The sequence below is a fragment of the Aeromicrobium flavum genome, assembly GCF_007992115.1.
Classification (GTDB): Bacteria; Actinomycetota; Actinomycetes; order Propionibacteriales; family Nocardioidaceae; genus Aeromicrobium; species Aeromicrobium flavum.
In genome coordinates, this window is the sequence record NZ_BJZQ01000003.1 from 101,907 (window position 1) to 118,647 (window position 16,741).

The following is a 16,741-nucleotide window of genomic DNA, read 5'->3' on the forward strand; positions in this document are numbered from 1 at the left end:
GGGGGCGATCCGGCGTCGCGGCAGCTCCGTCTCCGGAGACGTCCCGCGTGGCCTCACGTCGGACGCGGCAGCGCCCCCATCCCCACCAACCGGCGGTAGACGTACGGCGTCATGGTGCGCACGTACGTGACGCTGAGGTGCGTGATGTCGCGGTAGACGTTGACGCCGCCGATGATGGCGGGGCACGTGGCGTCGTCGCAGTAGAACGGGGTCAGGTCCAGCACCTGGGCGCCGTCGACCTGCGTGCCGGCCGCCGCGAAGGCGTCGACGTGGCCCAGGGCCTCGTCGCGGTCGAAGGCGCACGCGTCGGGCGTGATCTGCTCGAGCTGCGACAGGCACTTCTGGGGAGGGCTCGGGAGGCGCGGGTTGTCGCGGATCGCCACGATCCGGACCCCGGCGTCGATGATCGGCCGCCAGACGGCCGCCATGCTGTCGACCTGCTCCTCGCCCGAGCCGGTCAGCAGTCTCGCGTACCCCGTGGTGAGGATCAGGTCGGTCTCGGGCGCGCGGTCGACCAGCCAGGCCTGCAGGTTCTGCTTGAACTCCTGGCAGCTGCTGACGCGCAGCGGGTCCTCGTGGTCGATCTCGTCGCGCGTCCACGAGCAGCTGCTCTTGAGCTGGGCCGACAGCGTGATGAGCCTCTGGTCCGCCATCCGCACCAGGGCCGGCAGGAACGACCGGGCGTGCGAGTCGCCCAGCAGGGTCACGTGCGGCAGCGAGTCGTCGGAGAGGTCGCCGAACGTGCAGTCGTTCAGCTTCGTGTCGTGCACGCCGGCGAAGCAGCCGGGGTACTGCCGGGCGTAGTCGTCGACGACGGCCTCGGGGCTGGGGACCAGCTGGTCGGCCAGCTCGGGGTTGACGCAGTGCTTCTCGGGATCGCGCGAGGCGGCGCCGAAGCAGTCGGGCGCGTCCTCGACGAGCTGCGCGGCCACCTCGCTCGCGCGTTGCTCGGCCGCGACGGCCGACTGGTGCCCCACGAGGCAGCCCGACACCAGCAGGGCGGCCCCCGCGAGCGTGGCCACGCCGGTCCTCGCCGGACGGCGCAGCCCGAGCCTGCCGGTGAAGCGGACGGGGTCCTCGACCCACCGCTTGGTGGCCCAGGACGCGGCGATCGTGAAGGCCAGGATGCCGATGCGCTCGCCGAGCCCGAGCTCGTGACCGAGCACGTACGGCAGGATCACGATCGGCGGCCAGTGCCACAGGTACATCGAGTACGAGATCTCGCCCAGGGTGTGCGTCACGCGCCAGCGCATGAGCGCCGTGGGGGACAGCGGACCGGTGGGCTCACCCGCCCAGATGACCGCGAGGGTGGCCACGACCGGCACGATCGCCGCCGTGCCGGGGAACGGCGTGGACGCGTCGTAGGTCAGGCCGCACCACGCCAGGGCCCCGAAGCCGGCCCACGACAGCGCGGAGGCCGCGCCGCCGCGGCGCACGGTGGCGCTGCCCATCGCGAGGGCCAGCAGGGCCCCCGCCCCGAACTGCCACGCGCGCGCCGGGGTGACGAAGTAGGCCGCCGGGGGATTGGCCTGGGTGATCCACAGCGAGTAGGCCAGGCTCGCGATCGTCGTGGCACCCAGCACGACCGCGACGGTGAGGCGGCGCGAGCGGCCCAGTCGCACGGCCAGCACGGTGGCCAGCAGCACCAGCAGCGGCCACACCAGGTAGAACTGCTCCTCGATCGAGAGCGTCCAGTAGTGCTGGACGGCCGTCGGCTCGGCCTCGGCGGCGAGGTAGTCGACCGAGTCGGCCGCCAACGCCCAGTTCTGGACGTACAGGGCCGAGGCGATGACCTCCGTGAAGTTCTGGCGCCAGCTCACCAGCGGCAGCCACAGCCACACCGCCAAGGCCGAGGACGCCAGCACGAGATAGGCCGCGGGCAGCAGCCGCCGGGCGCGCCGGGCCCAGAATCGGGCGAGGTCGATCCGGCCCGTGTCGGCGGTCTCGCGCAGCAGGTGGCCGGTGATGAGGAAGCCGGAGATCACGAAGAAGACGTCGACGCCGATGTAGCCGCCCGGCAGGCGGCCCGGCCACAGGTGGTAGAGCACCACGAGCAGCACCGCACAGGCGCGCAGGGCCGCGATCTCGGCCCGGAAGCGGTCACGAGGAGGGCTGGCAGGCACCGGACCACGATACGTTCCGGGCCCAGCGCCGCCCCGGCGGTCCGGCGCGGGCGTCCGGCCGGCCACGGGCCGGTCCCACTAGACTCGACACTCGCGTGAGCACAGCGGAGTCGACGGAACCGAGGAGAGCATGCCGGACGTGGGTCGAGTGCGTCGTCGCGTCGTGGCGTTGGTCCCGGCGGCGGCCAAGGAGCGACTGCGCCGGGCTCTCGGCCGTGCACCGGCACCGAGTCCGCACGCCGAGCTCGTCGTGCGGCACGAGGGCGGCCGCATCGTCTACACCGGCGAGCTCCACGAGCCGCTGCGGGCCGTCGCGCTCGTCGTGCGGCCGGCCAGCCGGCTCGGGCAGGTGTGCCTGCGACTCGAGCAGGCCCCCGATCGGCGGTTCGGCTTCACCCTCGATCCGGTGGCCCTGTGGGAGGCCGGCGGCCGGGCCGCGGGGCGGTTCGACCTGTTCATCGAGGTCGAGCGCAGCGGCGGCAAGCGCAGCGAGGTGCGACTGGGACGCTTCGTGCGCACGGACACGTCCGCGGCGATGTCGTTCCTCGAGATCGAGGGTGCGGCCTCGCCCTTCGGCGAGCAGGTGCACGCGTGGTCCCACGTCACCGACCAGGGCAACGTCTCGGTGCGCTACGCCGCCGAGCCCATCCGCCGCTTCGAGGTGGAGGGGACGCGCCTCGACGTGGGCCCCGGCGGCATCGCCGCCGACCTGGTCCTGAAGACCTTCTCGCGCCCCGCGCGCGACATCCGGCTGTCGCTGCAGTGGCGCTTCTCCGGCACCACGCAGGAGATCCCCGTGCGCGTCGAGCCGCTCGACGCCACCGCCGGCTTCGGCCTCCACGAGTACCGGATCGGCTTCGACATCATGCCGCCGGCGGTCGACGACGCCGAGCGCGAGGGCATCATCGACCCGCACCTGATCATGGAGCTCGACGGCTTCGAGCTGCCGGTGCGCGTGCCGTTCGCGGAGAAGAGCTTCGCCCGCTTCCGGCTGCGCGACCTCCCGGTGCCCACCACCGGAGGTGGCCACGTCGACCAGTGGGTGCCCTACCTGACGTTCCGCGCCAAGCGGCTGGCGTTCTGGTCGGAGCGGTTCACGGTCGAGAACCACCGTTACCTGCGCCGGATCGAGCGCTGGGCCTGGCTGCTCGCCCCGCTGCGACCGTTCTCGGGCATCTGGCTCGTCGGCGAGGTGCCCTACAAGGCGCAGGACAACGGCTTCGCCCTGTTCCGGTGGATCCGGCGCCACCATCCCGACCGGCGCGCCTACTACGTCATCGACGCCGACTCGCCCGACCGCGAGAAGGTCGAGCCGTTCGGTCACGTCGTCACCGCCCGCTCGCGCGACCACATCCGCTACACGGCGCTGGCGTCGCGCTTCGTCGGCAGCCACCATGCCGAGTACCTGCACGCCTCGCGGTCGCCGCGGCTGGCCCGCCACGCGCGCGGCCTGCGCGTGTTCCTGCAGCACGGCGTCACCGGCATGAAGAACGTGCGCCTCAACTACGGCCGCCTGCACATGCAGGAGATGCCGCCGGACCGCGTCGTGGTGAACTCGGCCGCCGAGCGGCAGATCTTCATCGAGGACCTCGACTTCTTCCCCTCGCAGGTCGCCGTGACGGGCTTCGCGCGCTACGACTCCCTCTTCGAGGGCGAGCCGCAGGTGCGGCGACGCCTCCTCGTGATGCCCACCTGGCGTGACTGGCTGACCAGCCGCGAGAGCGTGCTCTCCAGCACCTACCTCGCCAACTGGCTGGAGTTCCTCAACGATCCCCAGATCCAGGGCCTGCAGCGCGACGGGGTCGAGATCCTCATGGTGATGCACCCGAACCTGCGGGCGCTGGTGGACGACCTGCCGCTCGAGGGCATCTCGATCGCGCCCCGCGACGCCGACGTGCAGGAGCTCATCCGCACCAGCGCCGCCCTGGTGACCGACTACTCCAGCGTGGCGTGGGACGCGGCGTTCCTGCGCCGGCCGGTGTTCTTCTTCCGCTTCGACGACGCCGTCCTCACCGGCGCCCGCACTCCGTTCGTCGACGCCGCCACCGCGCTGCCCGGCCCGATCGCCCACCGCGCCGCCGACCTGGCCCGCGAGGTGGCCGGCTCCGCCGCGTCGGGCTTCGTGATGGCCGACGAGTACGCGGGGCGCGCCGCGACGTACCTCGAGCTGCCGCCGACGGGCTACGCCGAGCGCAACTACGAGATGGTGCGCACCGCCGACGGACTCTCCACCCGCCTGCTGCGCCTGCGCAACGCGCGCCCGGTCCGCGACGCGTTCAAGCGCTTCCGCGCCGGACCGCACTACTACCGCGTGATGTCGCTGATGTTCCGCTTCGGCAGCCTGCTGCCGCGGCGCGACATCGCCGTGTTCGAGAGCGATCGCGGCGGCGCCTACGGGGGCAGCCCCCGGGCCCTCTTCGAGCGCCTGCACGAGCGCGGGACGTCGTTGGACCTCTGGTACGTCAACAACTCCACGCTGCGGGTGCCGCCGGGCGCGCACAAGGTGTTCCGGCTGACCCCGCGGTACTTCTGGACCCTGTCGAGGGCGCGCTACTGGGTGTTCAACCAGAACGTCCACGACCTCTGCCGGCGCCCCCGCGGGACGCACTACCTGCAGACCTGGCACGGCACGCCGCTCAAGAGGATGCAGAACGACGTGCCGGTGATGCACGGTCGCGCCGACGACTACCACCAGAAGGCCCAGGAGCTGGTCGAGCGGTGGTCGTCGCTCGTGTCGCCCAGCGAGTACGCGACGCAGGCGTTCCGCAGCGCGTTCGGCTTCACCGGGCCGATCATCGAGTCGGGATACCCGGGCAACGACGTGTTCCACACCGAGGTCGGCCGTCGACGAGCGCGCGAGACCCGGCTGCGCCTGGGCCTGCCCGAGGACCGCACCGTGGTGCTCTACGCGCCCACGTTCCGCGACGACGGCCGCGCGGCCGGGGCGAAGGGCGCGTGGTCACACGACATGGCCCTCGACCTGGGGCGGTTCGCCGAGCGCCTCGGCTCCGACGTCACCCTGCTGGTGCGCCTGCACCCGCTGGTGAAGTTCACCTGGCCCAAGGACCTCGACGCGAGCATCGTCAACGTCTCGAAGTACCCCGACACGCAGGACCTCCTGCTCGTGGCCGACGCGCTGATCACCGACTACTCGTCGATCATGTTCGACTACGCGCAGCGGCAGCGCCCGATCATCTCGTACGTGTACGACCTGGAGCACTACCGCGACGACCTGCGCGGCTTCTACGTCGACCTCGAGGAGATCGCCCCCGGGCCGGTGGTGCGCACGAGCGACGAGGTGATCGACGCGATCGCGAGCCTGCCCGACGTCGAGGCCCGCTACGCCGGGCGCCTGGCCGCCTTCCGCGACCGCTTCGGCAGCCTCGAGGACGGGCACGCCTCCGACCGCGTCATCGACGCCGTGTTCACCGAGACCGAGCGGGGCACCGCCCCGACTCCCTGAGATGCACGTTCGGCCAGCAACTCGCCGGGGAGTGCTGGCCGAACGTGAAACTCAGCGGGTTGGTCAGGCCTTGACGTCGGCCCAGGCCGGGTTCCAGCCGGGGACCTCGTCGGCCGTGCGCGACGACGGGCCCGTGTAGATCGCCGAGGGGCGGATCAGACGGCCGGTCTTGTACTGCTCGAGGATGTGGGCGCTCCAGCCGGCCGTGCGGGCCGACGTGAACATCGCGGTGAACATGTTCGCCGGGATCTCGGCGAAGTCCAGCACGATCGCGGCCCAGAACTCGACGTTCGTCTCGAGCACGCGGTCGGGACGGCGCTCGCGCAGCTCCTTCAGCGCCGCCTGCTCGAGGGCCTCGGCGACCTCGGCACGGGGCGCGTTGAGCTCCTTGGCCGTGCGGCGCAGCGTGCGGGCGCGGGGGTCCTCGGCGCGGTAGACGCGGTGGCCGAAGCCCATGAGGCGCTCGCCGGAGTCGAGCAGCTGCTTGACGTAGGCGGTGGCGTCGCCGGTCTTCTCGACCTCCTCGATCATGCCGAGCACGCGCGAGGGGGCGCCGCCGTGCAGCGGGCCCGACATCGCGCCGACCGCGCCGGACAGGGCGGCCGCGACGTCGGCGCCGGTGGAGGAGATGACGCGGGCGGTGAAGGTCGAGGCGTTCATGCCGTGCTCGGCGGCCGAGACCAGGTAGGCGTCGATGGCCTTGGCGTGGGCGGGGTTGACCTCACCGCGCCAGCGGGTGAGCATGCGCTCGACGATGGTGTCGCACTTGTCGATCTCGGCCTGGGGCACCATCGGCTTGCCGAGGCCGCGGGCGGCCTGGGCGACGTAGGACAGCACCATCACGGCGGTGCGGGCGAGGTCGTCGCGCACCTCTTCGGGGGTCTCGATGTCGTACAGCTGGCGCAGGCCCCACACGGGAGCCATCTGCGCGATGGCGCTCTGGACGTCCGCGCGGATGTCGCCGGAGTGCACGGGGATGGGGTAGGGCTCCGCCGGGGGGAGGCCGGGATCGTACGACCCGTCGACCAGCAGTCCCCAGATCTTCTCGAACGGCACGCGGCCGACCAGATCATCGATGTCGACGCCGCGGTAGCGCAGCGCAGACCCTTCCTTGTCGGGTTCGGCGATCTCGCTCTCGAACGCTACGACGCCTTCCAGTCCGTGGTGCACTTGAGTCATGCCTTAATACTGCCCTGTTGCCCGTGGCTCCCGCGCAGGGCGGTCGTCCTACCCGCGGGTAGCCGGCGCCCGCGGTCCGGCGACTCGTGGTCGCCCGGATGGCTACGGTGGGCCCATGGTGAACGAGGACCTGGCCAGGATGCGCACCGAGTACGCCCGGGCGGGGCTGGACGAATCGGCCGCGGGGGACGACCCCATCGCGCTCGCGCAGGTCTGGTTGGCCGAGGCGATCGCCGCCGGCGTCCACGAGCCGAACGCGATGGCCGTGGCCACCGCGACCCCGGCGGGCGAGCCGTCGGTGCGGATCGTCCTGCTCAAGGGACTCGACGACGCCGGCGCGGTGTTCTTCACGAACTACGCGTCGCGCAAGGGGCGCGAGCTGGCCGAGAACCCCCGGGCCGCGGCCGTGATGCTGTGGCACCCGCTGCACCGGCAGCTGCGCCTCGAGGGTGCCGTCGAGCGGCTCGACCCGCAGGAGTCGGACGCGTACTTCCTCGCCCGACCGGAGGGCGCACGCATCAGCGCCGCCGCGTCCCCCCAGTCGCAGGTCGTCGCGGGTCGCGACGAGCTGGAGCGTCGCTGGCAGGAGGCCGAGGCCGCGGGGGCCGCGGGCGAGCGTCCGGCGGGGTGGGGCGGCTACCGGATCGCGCCGGAGGTCGTGGAGTTCTGGCACGGCCGCGAGAACCGGCTGCACGACCGCATCCGGTTCACCCGGTCGGACGCGGGCTGGAGCCGCGACCGCCTCGCGCCCTAGCGGGACGTCTCAGGACAGGAAGCCCTGCGGGTTGTCCTGCTGCCAGCGCCACGCGTCGGCACAGGCCTCCTCGATGCTGTGCGAGGCGGTCCAGCCCCACAGTCGTCGGGCCTTGGACACGTCCGCGTAGCACGCAGCGACGTCCCCGGGCCGTCGTTCGGTGACCCTCAATGGGACCGGTCGCCCCGACACGCGCTCGAAGGCCGCCACGAGCTCCAGGACGGACGTGCCACGGCCCGTGCCGACGTTCACGGCGTCGAACCCCGGGGCGCAGTTCTCGAGAGCCGCGAGGTGGGCGTCGGCGAGGTCCATGACGTGGACGTAGTCGCGCACGCCCGTGCCGTCGGCCGTGCCGTAGTCGTCACCGAACACCGACAGCTCCTCCAGCCGGCCGGCCAGGACCTGGGTGACGTACGGCGCGAGGTTGTTGGGGATGTTGCGGGGGTCCTCGCCGATGCGGCCGGACGCGTGGGCTCCGACCGGGTTGAAGTAGCGCAGGGAGACGAACTCCCACGGCGCGTCCGACAGCGCCAGGTCCTCGAGGAGCTGCTCGATCACGAACTTCGTCCGGCCGTAGGGATTGCTGATCCCGACGCCGACCGGCGCCGTCTCGTCGATCGGCAGCGCGCCCGGCGTGCCGTACACCGTCGCCGACGAGCTGAAGACCAGCCGCCGCACGTCGTGACGCTCCATCACGGCGAGCAGGGCCATCGTCGAGTCGACGTTCACCTGCCAGTAGCGCAGCGGCTGCGCGACCGATTCCCCGACCGACTTCAGGCCGGCGAAGTGGATGACCGCCTCGGGAGCGAACTCGGTGACCACCTGGTCGAGAACCGACTCGTCCCGGACGTCGGCGACCGTGAGCGGCACCGCACACCCCGTCAGCGTGGCAACGCGCTCGAGGGCGACCCTTGAGCTGTTCGACAGGTCGTCGACGACGTGGACCTCGTGGCCGGCCTCGAGCAGGCGCAGGCACGTGTGGCTGCCGATGTACCCGGCACCGCCGGTGACGAGGACCCTCATCGGCCGGCGATCGCGTCAGGCCCGTCGAACCGCAGCTCGACCGCGCCCTTCTCGAACCGCATCGTCTCGGCGACCAGCCCGGGGCAGGTCTCGAGCCACGCGGCGACGATCGCCTGCTCGTCGCGCCGGATCGTGTCGTCGAGGATGATGACGGCGTCCGGCAGCAGGGTCGGCAGCAGGGCGTCGAGGGCGGGCTTGCGCGCCAGCGGCCCGGTGTTCTTCGGCGGCCCGTCGATGAAGACCAGGCCCACGTCGGAGATCCCCTCCAGCGCGGAGGTCGCGTACCAGAGCGGTCCGCCGGCCCCGCCGAACGGCTCGAGGGGAGCGTCGCGCACCTCGGCCCAGGCGTCGAGGCCGTTGTCGCGCAGGTTGCGCCGGGTGTGCTCGGCGAACTTCTCGTCGTGGTCCAGCGCGATGATCCGCGTGCCGGGGGAGTACTGGCGCGCCGCAGCGGCCATCCACGTCGTGGAGACGCCGCTGCCGCACTCGACCACGATCGGCGGCTGGTCGGTGATGAGGAGGTTCACCAGGTGCAGGACGACGTCGGGCGAGGCCGCCCAGCCGCGCATGGTCGGCACCACGGGGGGCGCGTCGAAGCGCGTGCTCAGTTGGACGAAGGCCTGGAGCTGGCCGAACGTGTCGAGGACGTCCTTGCGGCTGGCCTTGTGGGACTCGAGGCCCTGCAGCAGCTCGGTGATGTGCTGGAGCTGCATTCCCTGCATCGCCAGGGCCTGCTGCACCTGCATCCCCTCGCGCCGGACGGCCTGCTGCACCTGCAGGCCGTTCTTCTGCGCCGCCTGCTGCAGCTGGAGGCCCTGGGCCTCGACCGTCTTGTGCACCTGGACGCCCTGGCGGTCGAGCGCCTTCTTGAGCTCGGTCGTGCGGGCGGGCAGCTGGCGCAGCCGCTTCATCAGCGGGGCGGAGGCGGCGTCGGCGCCGACGGCGGGCAGGATGCGCCGCGCGCGGTACTCGCCCCGGATGGCGGTGAGCAGGACCAGCGCCGCGGTGCCGGCGCTCAGCGCACCCACCCAGGCGGTGCCCCCGATGCGCGCGAGGAGACCGCCGAGTGCGGCAGCGGCGACGACCGCCACCACGGCCAGCAGGACCCTGCCCGGGCGCGACCGGGGAATGACTCGACTCACCGAAGACATGAGTGAATCGTAGGTGCAGACCCCAGCCTGTCCGGTTTCCGGGCGGAACCGCTCGCGGTGCGGTCGGTCGGGCCCGGCGGACCGTGACGGCATCTGCGCCCTGGGGTCCGAGGCGGCACCCTAGGATGTGCACCATGGATGGGCGAACTCTCGGGGTCAGCGTCGTCATCCCGACCCACCGCGGCGTGTCGCGGATCGCCTCCATGCTGGACGCACTCGCCAAGCAGAGCCTGGACCCGGCGTCGTACGAGGTCATCGTCGTGGAGAACGGCTCCGACGACGGCACCCGGTGGATCGTCGAGTCGATGGCCCGGACGCACCCCGAGCGCGTGTTCCGGTACGTGCACCTGCCCGACGCCGACAAGGCCTCCGCCTCGAACCACGGGATCGCCGAGGCCGCCTACTCGCACCTGACCTTCGTCGACGACGACGACACCGTCCCGCCGCGGTACCTCGAGGCGCTCTGGGAACAGCGTCAGGAGGGCGCGATCGTCGTCGGATACGTGGCCGACCTGCAGGGCGCCGATGCCGTGCCCTCGTTCGACACCTACGTCGTCCGCGCGCTGTTGCCCTGGGCCGGCCGCCGTGTGAGCGTCGACGACGCCACGACCGCCGTGGCGTTCAACGTGGCCAAGCTCGTCCCGACGGAGGTCGCCTGCCGCCACCGGTTCGACGAGGGCCTGCTCAGCGGGGACGACGTGGTGTTCTGGGCCGGCCTGACCATCGCGGAGGGCCTCGAGGTCGTGGTCGCCCCTCCGGACACGGGCGCGATCTACTACCGGACGCTGCGGCCGGGCTCGCACTCGCGCCCGCGCGAGCGGGACTTCCGCTGGGGGATCGAGGCGAAGCTCGCGGTGATCGCGCGCCTGGCCGTGTGGGCGCGCCTCAAGGGCGACAGCCCGGGCTCGCGTGCGGCCAAGCGGCTGGTCACGGCGCAGACCGAGCACATGAACCACTTCCTGAAGGCCCGACCCCGGTACCAGGACGAAGCCGTGGCGGCGATCGAGGCGGCGGGCCTCGAGGACGTCATCCACTGGTCGTTCTTCACGCGCGGCCGCGCCCGCCGCCTGGTGGTGTCCTACTGCTTCCCGCCGACGGCCGACTCGAGCGCGATCGTCGCTGCGCGGCGCGTCGTCGCGCACGGCGAGTGCGTGGACGTCGTCTCCCACGCCATGGGCCGCCTCCGGGGCAAGGACAGCAGCGTGCGCCGGCTCACCCGGCCCTACGTGGCCCGCCAGTGGGTGCTGAGCGGACCGACGGCCACCCTGTCGTGGAGCGGCGGCGTCCGCGACTTCGTCGAGAAGGGCTGGGCGCGCGTCGAGGCCGAGAACAAGGACGACTGGCCGTACGAGTCGATCTACAGCCGGGCGATGTGGCCCGCGTCCCACCTGCTCGCGGCGCACGTCGCGCTCCAGCGCCCGGGAACGCGCTGGACGGCCGAGATGTCCGACCCGCTGTCGATCAACACCGAGGGCGGGGAGAAGGAGGGCGACTGGGATCCGGACGACACGCTGCCCCTGGCGTTCCGGAAGGCCGTCGCCGACCGGGGGTTCGAGGGACCGGAGGGACCGCGACTGGCGCCGTGGATCGAAGCCGTCACCTACGCGCTCGCGGACGAGATCATCTTCACCAACCGCATCCAGCGCGACCTGATGCTGGATCGGATCGCCGATCCGCGGCTGCGCGAGCGCGCCCGGTCGGTCGCCGTGGTCTCGGCGCACCCGACGCCGCCTGAGAGGCTCTTCCACGCCGAGGCGCCGATCCCCCTGCCGCAGGACGTCGTCAACATCGGGTACTTCGGCAACTTCTACGCCAACCGCGGGATCGCCGACCTGCTCACGGCGCTGCAGCAGCACGAGCGGCGCGACGAGGTGCGGCTGCACGTCTTCACCGACCGTCCGGGCCCGCTGATGGACCAGGTGGACGCGCTCGGACTCGAGGGTCATGTCGAGGTGCACCAGCAGCTGCCGTACCTCGACTACCTGGCCCAGACGCGCCGCTTCGACGTGCTGCTGGTCAACGACACCGCCGCCACCGCGCACTTCGGGGTCAACCCCTACCTGCCCTCCAAGCTGTCGGACTACCTCGGGTCGGGCACCGACATCTGGGCGATGGTGGAGCCGCAGTCGCCGCTGAGCGAGGTGGAGGTGGCCTTCGTCTCGGCCGTCGGAGACGTCGCCGAGGCCGGTGCGGTGCTCGACGAGATCGTCGACATCCACGGCTGAACGGTCTCGCCAACGGGCTTGCGGCGCGCCTGATCCCGGGTCCGGGCCGTGAACCGTGCGCTCCATGAGAAAATCGGGAGTCAGCGCGGCATGAACGAGGGGATTCTTGTGCACATCTGTGTGGTCGGCCTGGGTTACATCGGACTTCCGACGGGCGTGGTCCTGGCGCAAGCGGGCCAGAAGGTGACCGGCGTCGACAAGAATCCCGAGGTCGTCGCCCAGGTCTCGCGCGGCGAGCTCCACTTCGTCGAGCCCGGCATGGAGGAGGCCCTGGAGCGGGTCGTCACCGACGGTCTGCTGACGGCCTCGCAGGACCCCGTCGCGGCCGACGTGTTCGTCGTCGCGGTCCCCACGCCGTTCCGTGACGGCCACCAGCCCGACCTGTCCTACATCGAGGACGCCTCGCGCGCCATCGCCCAGGTCCTCTCCGGCGGCGAGCTGGTCATCCTCGAGAGCACCAGCCCGCCCGGCACCACCGCCGCCATGCGCGACTGGATCGCCTCGGAGCGTCCCGACCTCGACATCGACTCGATCGACTTCGCCCACGGTCCCGAGCGCGTCCTGCCGGGCCGGATCCTGATCGAGCTGGTCCAGAACGACCGGATCGTCGGCGGCCTGACCCCGCGCGCCACGCAGCGGGCCGCCGAGGTCTACCGGACGTTCTGCGCCGGCTCGGTGCTCGAGACCGACGCCCGCACGGCCGAGGCGGTCAAGCTGGTCGAGAACTCGTACCGCGACGTCAACATCGCCTTCGCGAACGAGCTCTCACTCATCGCCGACCGGATCGGCGTCGACGTGTGGGAGGTCATCGAGCTGGCCAACCACCACCCCCGGGTCAACGTGCTCAACCCCGGGCCCGGCGTGGGCGGCCACTGCATCGCGGTCGACCCGTGGTTCCTGGCCCACGTCGCCCCCGACCTCGCGCGGCTCATCACCACGGCCCGGCACGTCAACGACGACAAGCCGCAGCACGTGCTCGACCTCATCCGCCGCGCCGACCTCGCCGACGGGTCGACGATCGCGCTGCTGGGCCTGGCCTTCAAGAGCAACGTCGACGACCTGCGCGGCAGCCCGGCCATCGCCATCGCGCAGTCGGTCGCCGAGACCTTCCCGGGGTCGACCGTGGTGGCCGTCGAGCCGTTCGTCGACGAGCTGCCGCCCGTGCTGCGCGACGCCGGCATCGACTTGGTCGACATCGACCGTGCGGTGGACGCCGATCTCGTGGTCCTGCTGGTCGACCACGACGTGTTCGTCGACGTGCCGCAGCGGCTGGCCGACCACACGGTGGTCGTCGACACGCGCGGCCAGTGGCGCCGTCCGAGGTCCTGACCCGGACGGGCGCCGGCCCACTCCTAGGATGACGCCATGGGTATGCGTGAGATGTGGCTGCGCCACCGGGGAGCACGGCAGCGATCCCTCGAGGACGTCGTCGGGCTGCTGCAGGACCAGAACGCGCTGCTGAGCGACATCCGGTCCGAGCTGCGGCAGCAGCGCCGCGAGATCACCGGCAAGGACCGCCGCCGGCTGGAGGGCATCATCACCCAGTCCCTGGCCGAGCCGGTCCGGGCCGAGGTCCGGCGCTTCCACGCGGAGCGCACCCTCGGCATGCGCGAGACGGTCGAGCGCCTCGTCCGGGAGCCCGTCGGCTTCTCGCGGTTCGGCGACGGCGAGTTCTGGCTCATGCTCCGGATCACGTTCTCGCTGCGGTTCCAGAAGAACAGCTTCGCCCTGCAGGACGCCCTGCGCGACGCGTTCACCCGGCCCACCGACGACCTGATGATCGGGTTCCCGCACCCCTTCCATACGCTGCACTGGACCAACGTCTGGACGGACCTGTGGAACGAGGTCAGCGATCTCGCGCCGTCCGGCGTCCGCTTCGGCGACAGTCACGTCACCCGGCCGATCTTCTTCGAGGAGTTCGGCAGCGAGGGCGTCGACCTGTGGCGACGGGTGTGGGAGGACAGGACCGTCACGGTCGTCGCGGGCGAGTCCGGCCGGTTCAGCCTCGTCGACGAGCTGTTCTCCTCGGCCCGGGAGCTGGACGTCGTCTGGTCGGTCCCGACGGACGGGTTCGCCGACCTCGACCGGGTCGTCGCCGAGCTGCAGAGCCGACCGCGCACCGACCTCTACCTGCTCTCGCTCGGGCCGGCGGCCACCGTGCTGGCGCGTCGCCTGGCCGACCTCGGCCTGCGGGCCATCGACATCGGCCACATCAGCGACAGCTACCTGACGACCTTCGAGGGTGGCCTCCTGCCGGAGAAGCGGCCGATCGTCCGTCCGGAGTGAGCCGACCGGCCGCGGGCGTCAGCTCCGGTCGAGGTCGCGGATCGCGTCGATGACGCGCTCGCAGCAGCGCCCGTCGCGGTGCGGGAACATCTTCGCCATCCGGTCGAGGTAGGGCTGGGCGGGCTCCAGTCCGTGCTCGAGCGCTGCGCCGACGGCGTCGACCGTCTCGGCGAGCGTGGTGGTGGCCGGTCCGACGCCCAACGCGTCGTACTCGAAGTAGCCGCGCCGCCCGACGTGGGCGCCGCCGAGCATGGCCTCGCGGTCGAACTGGAAGTACACGACCGGCCGGTTGAGGTACGCGGCGTTGAACGCCATCGAGGAGTAGTCCGTCACCAGCAGCCGGGTGCGCGCGAAGTGACGCTTCGCGGCCGCGTCGTCGAAGCTGAGCACCTGGACCTCGGCGGGGATGTCGAGGTAGTCGAGGCTCGCCGCGAGGTTCGGGTGCGCGAGCAGCGCGATCGTGGCGTGGTGCTTCCTCGCCAGCGCCGACAGCTCGGGCGAGCGCAGGAACGCCCCCCACTCGCGACCGAACTCGGTCTCGGCGATGTCGGTGGTGGGGCCGCGGCGCTGCTCGCCCGATGCCAGGGGTGCCGCGAGCCAGCTGCGCCACGTCGGCGCCACCAGGATGAGGTCGCGGTCGCGGTCGGGGGTGCGCTCGGCCTCCGCGCGCAGGACGTCGAACCGGGGCAGGCCGGTGAGCCGCGCCTCGCGGGTGGTGAACACGTAGCGGGACCCGTCGCCCACGATCGACTCGTGCTCGTCGGGCGTGCTGGTGACGAACAGGTCGATCGCCTTGGGATTGAGCCAGTCGGAGAGGTCGTCCTTGATGACGCCGTGCTGGAGGAAGACGAAGCGCAGGTCCTCGCGCAGCTGGCCGCGCAGCGACGGCGGGTCGTGGATCGCCTGGTCGGCGTGCGACGAGACGAGGTGCGAGGCCTGCGTCATGGCGGCGCTCCAGCGCTCGGACCCGTGCGCCAGGAGCCGGCTGCCGTGGCCCTCCTTCTTGAGGCGGTGCCAGTCGGGGCTGTCCTTCTCGATGGCGAACCAGGCGTTGATGTCGCCGTGGTTCCGGCGCAGGTGCTTGAACAGCGCCTCGCCGCTGTCGTCGGCGTCGTGCACCCGGTCGCACAGGATCCAGGCGTCCGCGAAGCGGGAGCGGTCGCGGCGCGTGACGCGCACGGGCTCGCTCGCGGGCTTCGGGCCGTGGAGCACGCGCTTGAGCTGGCCGGGTGTGGGGTGCCGCAGGACGGGACGCGTGCGCAGGGGGCGCCATTCGATCGGCCCGGCCTCGGTCTCGACGCTCAGCCACTTGTTCCGGGGAAGCCAGGCGATCTCCTCGACGAGCCGGGTGGCTCCCCAGAACTCGACGGACCGGGTCTTGCGATGGGTCGGGATGACCGGAGCGCCGGACGTCCGGAAGACCGGGGCGGGGGCGTCGGGCGTGCGCAGGTGGCGGACGCGCACGAGCTTCGAGTCCTCCCGGAGCCGGTCGTACTCGACGTGGTCGGCCGACCACGTGCCGCCGTCGATCCCGTGCAACAGGACGGCGACCCAGGTGCGGTCCCAGGCCCGGATGGTGGTCGAGTCGACCAACGCCGGGTCGAGGAACCCGGCGATCCGGCGCAGCAGTTCGACGAACTGCGGACCGAGCTCCGAGGCGGTGTCGCCGCCGAGGCGGACGCGGGTGGACTCGCCGTTGAAGTACCACCACAGCTCGTAGAGGATCATGTGCTGGACCCACATCGGCACGTGCCCGAAGCGCTCGCGGGCGAACTCCAGGCAACCGAGGTACCCGAGCTCGGGGACGACGGTGAAGCGCCCCGGGTGGCTGGTCATCGAGCCGAGGGTGGAGGACCGGCGCTTGAGGTAGTAGTACTTCGCCGAGTCGATGTACCCGACCCGCCGGGTGGGGGCGAGCAGCAGGAACCGGCACGCGAAGTCGCCGTCCTCGAAGTTCGGCCGCAGGTGCTCGTTGAAGCGCAGACCGTGCTCCTCGATGACGGAGCGGCGGAAGAACGACGTCGGGGCGCTGCCCGGGAACCGCTCGACGGCTCGGTCCAGGTTGGACACGTGGTTGCCGCGGCGGAACATCGCACGGCGCGGGTGCACCCGCTCGACGCCGGGCTCGAGCTCGTTCACGACGCGGATGTCCATGTTGACCAGGTGGACGTCGACGTTCTTGCCCACCAGGTGGGCGACGTCCGCGAAGTAGTTCTCCGAGACCCGGTCGTCGGGGTCGATGAACGTCACCCACGCGCCGGTGGCGTGCTCCAGGGCCAGGTTCCGCGCGGACGCCTGGCCGCCGTTGGCCTTGGTCAGCACGCGGACGGAGAAGTCCGTGCGGTCGGCCCAGCGGCGGACGATCTGGGCGCTGTCGTCGGTCGATCCGTCGTCGACGACGAGGATCTCGATGAGTCCGTGGTCGAAGGTCTGCGCGTCGAGGCTGGCCAGGTAGTCGCCGACATAGGCTTCGACGTTGTACAGGGCGCTGGCCACGGTGAACAGCGGTGCACTCATGAGCGTCCTTCGCGAGGTGG

At 71.7% G+C, this 16,741-nt stretch carries 10 protein-coding genes; 5 read left to right on the forward strand and 5 right to left on the reverse strand.

From position 1 onward, the window contains the following. Positions 1 to 53: 53 nt before the first annotated feature. Positions 54 to 2,123 carry an acyltransferase family protein gene (locus AFL01nite_RS05015; RefSeq protein ID WP_186813817.1) on the reverse strand — a complete coding sequence of 690 codons (2,070 nt, stop codon included), beginning with the start codon at positions 2,121 to 2,123 and terminating at the stop codon, positions 54 to 56. Positions 2,124 to 2,262: 139 nt separating this feature from the next. Between AFL01nite_RS05015 and AFL01nite_RS05020 the strand changes: the two genes are divergently transcribed. Then, on the forward strand, positions 2,263 to 5,586 hold the full coding sequence (locus tag AFL01nite_RS05020) for a CDP-glycerol glycerophosphotransferase family protein (protein ID WP_146826078.1): 3,324 nt from the start codon (positions 2,263 to 2,265) through the stop codon (positions 5,584 to 5,586). Positions 5,587 to 5,649: 63 nt separating this feature from the next. On the opposite strand, the gene AFL01nite_RS05025 is transcribed toward AFL01nite_RS05020, so the two are convergent. Further along, positions 5,650 to 6,765 carry a citrate synthase 2 gene (locus AFL01nite_RS05025; RefSeq protein ID WP_146826079.1) on the reverse strand — a complete coding sequence of 372 codons (1,116 nt, stop codon included), beginning with the start codon at positions 6,763 to 6,765 and terminating at the stop codon, positions 5,650 to 5,652. A 115-nt stretch (positions 6,766 to 6,880) separates the two neighbouring features. Between AFL01nite_RS05025 and pdxH the strand changes: the two genes are divergently transcribed. Further along, positions 6,881 to 7,519 (forward strand): pyridoxamine 5'-phosphate oxidase, encoded by a 639-nt coding sequence (pdxH, locus tag AFL01nite_RS05030; protein ID WP_186813818.1) that lies wholly within the window; start codon positions 6,881 to 6,883, stop codon positions 7,517 to 7,519. Positions 7,520 to 7,528: 9 nt separating this feature from the next. Here pdxH and galE read toward each other — a convergent pair whose 3' ends face one another. Further along, entirely contained in the window at positions 7,529 to 8,542 is a 1,014-nt protein-coding gene (gene galE / locus AFL01nite_RS05035; protein ID WP_146826080.1) for a UDP-glucose 4-epimerase GalE, read from the reverse strand. Then, positions 8,539 to 9,693, reverse strand: coding sequence for a class I SAM-dependent methyltransferase (locus AFL01nite_RS05040; RefSeq protein ID WP_146826081.1), 1,155 nt, complete (start codon positions 9,691 to 9,693; stop codon positions 8,539 to 8,541). The genes galE and AFL01nite_RS05040 overlap by 4 nt, the downstream gene beginning before the upstream one ends. A 134-nt stretch (positions 9,694 to 9,827) precedes the next feature. On the opposite strand from AFL01nite_RS05040, the gene AFL01nite_RS05045 reads away from it, so the two are divergent. The 3 genes from AFL01nite_RS05045 (at position 9,828) to AFL01nite_RS05055 (ending at position 14,204) form a co-directional block, all read left to right on the forward strand. Further along, complete coding sequence (locus tag AFL01nite_RS05045) at positions 9,828 to 11,918, forward strand: glycosyltransferase (protein ID WP_186813819.1); 2,091 nt, start codon at positions 9,828 to 9,830, stop codon at positions 11,916 to 11,918. Positions 11,919 to 12,026: 108 nt separating this feature from the next. Then, entirely contained in the window at positions 12,027 to 13,247 is a 1,221-nt protein-coding gene (wecC, locus tag AFL01nite_RS05050; RefSeq protein WP_246119591.1) for a UDP-N-acetyl-D-mannosamine dehydrogenase, read from the forward strand. A 36-nt stretch (positions 13,248 to 13,283) separates the two neighbouring features. Further along, positions 13,284 to 14,204, forward strand: coding sequence for a GT-D fold domain-containing glycosyltransferase (locus AFL01nite_RS05055; RefSeq protein ID WP_146826084.1), 921 nt, complete (start codon positions 13,284 to 13,286; stop codon positions 14,202 to 14,204). Between the two features lie 18 nt (positions 14,205 to 14,222). Here the strand turns inward: AFL01nite_RS05055 and AFL01nite_RS05060 are convergent, their stop codons facing one another. Continuing rightward, positions 14,223 to 16,721, reverse strand: a complete 2,499-nt coding sequence (locus tag AFL01nite_RS05060) for a bifunctional glycosyltransferase/CDP-glycerol:glycerophosphate glycerophosphotransferase (protein ID WP_146826085.1) — start codon at positions 16,719 to 16,721, stop codon at positions 14,223 to 14,225. Between the last annotated feature and the right edge of the window lie 20 nt (positions 16,722 to 16,741).

Excerpts from the sequence above, each read along its gene's own strand:
- AFL01nite_RS05025 (WP_146826079.1), bottom strand. The coding sequence starts at position 6,765 with ATGACTCAAGTGCACCACGGACTGGAAGGCGTCGTAGCGTTCGAGAGC.
- pdxH (WP_186813818.1), top strand. The coding sequence starts at position 6,881 with ATGGTGAACGAGGACCTGGCCAGGATGCGCACCGAGTACGCCCGGGCG.
- AFL01nite_RS05045 (WP_186813819.1), top strand. The coding sequence starts at position 9,828 with ATGGATGGGCGAACTCTCGGGGTCAGCGTCGTCATCCCGACCCACCGC.
- AFL01nite_RS05060 (WP_146826085.1), bottom strand. The coding sequence starts at position 16,721 with ATGAGTGCACCGCTGTTCACCGTGGCCAGCGCCCTGTACAACGTCGAA.
- AFL01nite_RS05055 (WP_146826084.1), top strand. The coding sequence starts at position 13,284 with ATGGGTATGCGTGAGATGTGGCTGCGCCACCGGGGAGCACGGCAGCGA.
- galE (WP_146826080.1), bottom strand. The coding sequence starts at position 8,542 with ATGAGGGTCCTCGTCACCGGCGGTGCCGGGTACATCGGCAGCCACACG.
- AFL01nite_RS05040 (WP_146826081.1), bottom strand. The coding sequence starts at position 9,693 with ATGTCTTCGGTGAGTCGAGTCATTCCCCGGTCGCGCCCGGGCAGGGTC.